Annotated in this window: 3 protein-coding genes, 3 tRNA genes and 1 pseudogene; 5 read left to right on the top strand and 2 right to left on the bottom strand. The window is 72.0% G+C overall.

The genetic code is table 11. From position 1 onward, the window contains the following. Together FRZ03_RS39010 and FRZ03_RS10515 are read right to left on the bottom strand one after the other, a co-directional pair. Positions 1–326: pseudogene (locus FRZ03_RS39010) on the bottom strand (hypothetical protein); the annotation flags it as partial. A 104-nt stretch (positions 327–430) separates the two neighbouring features. Next, complete coding sequence (locus FRZ03_RS10515) at positions 431–781, bottom strand: metallopeptidase family protein (protein ID WP_146464884.1); 351 nt, start codon at positions 779–781, stop codon at positions 431–433. 84 nt (positions 782–865) lie between these two features. Between FRZ03_RS10515 and FRZ03_RS10510 the strand changes: the two genes are divergently transcribed. From FRZ03_RS10510 to FRZ03_RS10490, 5 genes are all read left to right on the top strand, one after another. Then, positions 866–2,392: a metallophosphoesterase family protein gene (locus FRZ03_RS10510; protein ID WP_146464883.1), complete on the top strand. Its 1,527-nt coding sequence runs from the start codon at positions 866–868 to the stop codon at positions 2,390–2,392. Between the two features lie 80 nt (positions 2,393–2,472). Then, positions 2,473–2,545 (top strand) — tRNA-Glu (locus tag FRZ03_RS10505). A 39-nt stretch (positions 2,546–2,584) separates the two neighbouring features. Continuing rightward, positions 2,585–2,659: transfer RNA gene (locus tag FRZ03_RS10500), tRNA-Asp, on the top strand. A gap of 24 nt (positions 2,660–2,683) precedes the next feature. After that, a tRNA-Phe gene (locus FRZ03_RS10495) sits at positions 2,684–2,757 on the top strand. 73 nt (positions 2,758–2,830) lie between these two features. Beyond that, a partial coding sequence (locus FRZ03_RS10490) for a hypothetical protein (RefSeq protein WP_146464882.1) occupies positions 2,831–3,074 on the top strand: 244 nt, incomplete at its 3' end.

Genomic DNA, 3,074 nt, shown 5'->3' with positions numbered 1-3,074 from the left:
GCGCCGGGGCTCCTGCGGGGCTTCGTGGAGGAGGCGGGGGCGCTGTCCGGGCCGGACGCGCCGGCCGACGCCGAGGCCGGCTCCCCCGGCTTGTGCCGGTCGCCGGGCCCGCGCTTGCCGTCACCCCCCGTCTCGACGCGGCCGGGACCGGCCAGGCCGTCCGCCGCCGGGCCGCCGACCGCCGCCGCGGCGGGGCCGCCGGAGTGCCCGGCCGGGTGCGACGGGGTGGCCCGGCCGCCGGAGTCGGCCACGTTCACACAGCCGGCGGCGACGGAGACGGCCAGCGCCGTGACGACCAGTCGGGCAGGTACGTACAAGGGGCGCACGGCGGCCACCTCCGGGAAAGGAAAGGAGTCAACCTCCCCAACTCCCGCCACCCTCAGGAGGACACGCGCCGCGTACGCATCAACTCCGCGGCCGGCCGGGCCGGTCAGCCGTAGCCGAGCGCGTGCAGCCGGGCGTCGTCGATGCCGAAGTGGTGGGCGATCTCGTGCACCACGGTCACCTCGGCCTCCGCGACGACGTCCTCGCGCGTGTCGCACATCCGCAGCGTCGGCCCCCGGTAGACCGTGATCCGGTCCGGCAGCACCCCGGCGTACCACTCGCCCCGTTCGGTCAGCGGGGTGCCCTCGTACAGGCCGAGCAGGTCGGGGTCGCCGGCGGGCGGTTCGTCCTCCACGAACACCGCCACGTTGTCCATGAGCCGCGTCAGCTCCGGGGGGATCCGGTCGAGCGCCTCGGCGACCAGTTCCTCGAACTCCTCGCGCGTCATCTCCAGCACAGGGCCATTGTCCGGCACGAAGGGCCCCACGGCGGTGGCGGATCCCCCGGCATACCCGCCCCCGCGCATGGGCATACGGGACCAATGGTCCGCGTCCCCTTCGCAGCCCGGCTCCGCCGCCGTCACCGCCCGCTCCCCGATCTGGAACTCGCCGCCCGCCCCCGGCCGTGGCGCGGCGCCCTCGGCCTCACCGGAGTCGTACTGGTCGGCGCCTGGCTGGGACTGCTGGTCGTCGGCAACGTACGGACACCGGTCGGCCCGGTGAACACCACGATGGCGCTGCGCCCGTCCCTGTCCGGCGGCACGAAGATCAACGTGTCCCCGCTGGGCGCGCTCACCCTGGACAGCCACGTGGCGCCGGTGCGCCTGGACGTGAACGTCGACCAGCTGGACCCGCTGCGCTCGCAGGAACTGGTCGACCATCCGGAGCGGTTCTCCGGGCTCCAGGGCGAGGTGGCGCACGACGTCGAGCACGGCACGTTCGACCTCGCCGTGCGCTCCGGCGTGGCGGTGGTCGCCGGTGCCGGCCTCCTCGGCCTCGCCGTCTACCGGCGCCCGCGGCGCGCGGTCCTGGCCAGCGGGCTGGCCCTGACGCTGCTGGCCGCCTCGGGCGTCTCGGCGTACGCCACGTGGAACCCGAAGTCGGTGATGGAGCCGAGGTTCTCCGGGCTACTGTCCTCGGCGCCGTCGGTGATCGGAAACGCGCGCAGCATCGTCTCCGGATTCGACGTCTACCAGAAGGAGTTGGCGCGTCTGGTGACGAACGTGACCAAGCTCTACGACGTCACGTCCACGCTGCCCGCCTACCAGCCGGACCCCTCCACCATCCGGGTCCTGCACGTGTCGGACATCCATCTCAACCCGGCGAGCTGGAAGATCATCGCCTCGCTGGTGAAGCAGTACAAGGTGAACGTGATCGTGGACTCCGGCGACACGATGGACCACGGCACGGCGGCGGAGAACGGCTTCCTGGACCCGGTCGCGGGCCTGGGCGTGCCGTACGTCTGGGTGCGGGGCAACCACGACTCCCGGACCACCCAGCGCTATCTGGAGCGCATGAAGAACGTGCGGGTGCTGGACGACGGGCACGCGGTGACCGCGGGCGGGCTGCGCTTCGCGGGGACGGGCGACCCGCAGTTCACCCCGGACCGCGCGGTGGTGCCGGGCGGGGACGCGGCCGAGCGGCTGGCGGGCGACCGGCTGGCCAGCGCGCTGCGCTCGCAGCGGGCGGCGGGCACGCCGGTGGACGTGGCGATCGCGCACGAGCCGGTGGCGGCGCGGGAGACGGACGGGGAGGTGCCGCTGGTGCTGTGCGGGCATCTGCACCACGAGGGGTACGAGAAGCTGCCGTACGGGACGCGGCTGCGGATGGAGGGCTCGACCGGGGGGAGCGGGCTGCGCGCGGTGGAGGGGAAGTACCCGGCGCCGATCGAGGCCTCGGTGCTCTACTTCGACCGCGACAGCCATCGGCTCCAGGCGTGGGACGCGATCAGGCTGGGCGGTCTGGGGCTGACGACGGCCGAGGTCAGCCGCCATCTGGCCGACGACAACCACCCCGGCGCGAGCCCCGGCGCGACGCCTTCGGGAGCGACCGCGCCCACCCGCCCGTAAACCGTTTTGGCGATCCCCCTCACCATCCCATATGCTTCTCACGTCCCCGACGCGCTGAGAAGCGCCCAGGCGGGCCGATAGCCCTCATCGTCTAGCGGCCTAGGACGCCGCCCTTTCAAGGCGGTAGCACGGGTTCGAATCCCGTTGGGGGCACGCAGAACCGTGTGCGACACTGTTGCACACAAACAGCTTGGTCCTGTGGAGCAGTTTGGAGTGCTCGCCACCCTGTCAAGGTGGAGGCCGCGGGTTCAAATCCCGTCAGGACCGCTGAGGTTTCACGTGAAACCTCGTGGCTGGGTAGCTCAGTTGGTACGAGCGTCCGCCTGAAAAGCGGAAGGTCGCCGGTTCGACCCCGGCCCCAGCCACAGCCAGAAGACCCCGTTCGTCGAACGGGGTCTTCTTCGTATGGCGGCGTCGCACTACCCGGTCGGGGGGACCATGAGCGGTACCGAGGTCGAGCTGGAGCAGGACAAGGCGAAGTACGGGTTGCTGGCGGTGAGCATCAGCAATGTCGCGATCGTCGTGGTGGCGGTCGTCGGGGTCTGGCGGCTGCACGGGGACACCTCGGTGATCGTGGGCATCCTCACCGCCGCGTTCACCGCGGTCAGCAGCATGACCACCGCCTATCTGGGGATCAAGGCCGTCTCCAACACCGCGCGGTCCATGACCCTCGGGAGCGCAC

This window comes from Streptomyces misionensis, from assembly GCF_007896895.1.
Lineage (GTDB): Bacteria > Actinomycetota > Actinomycetes > Streptomycetales > Streptomycetaceae > Streptomyces > Streptomyces misionensis_A.
This window is presented reverse-complemented; position numbering and strand designations above follow the sequence as displayed.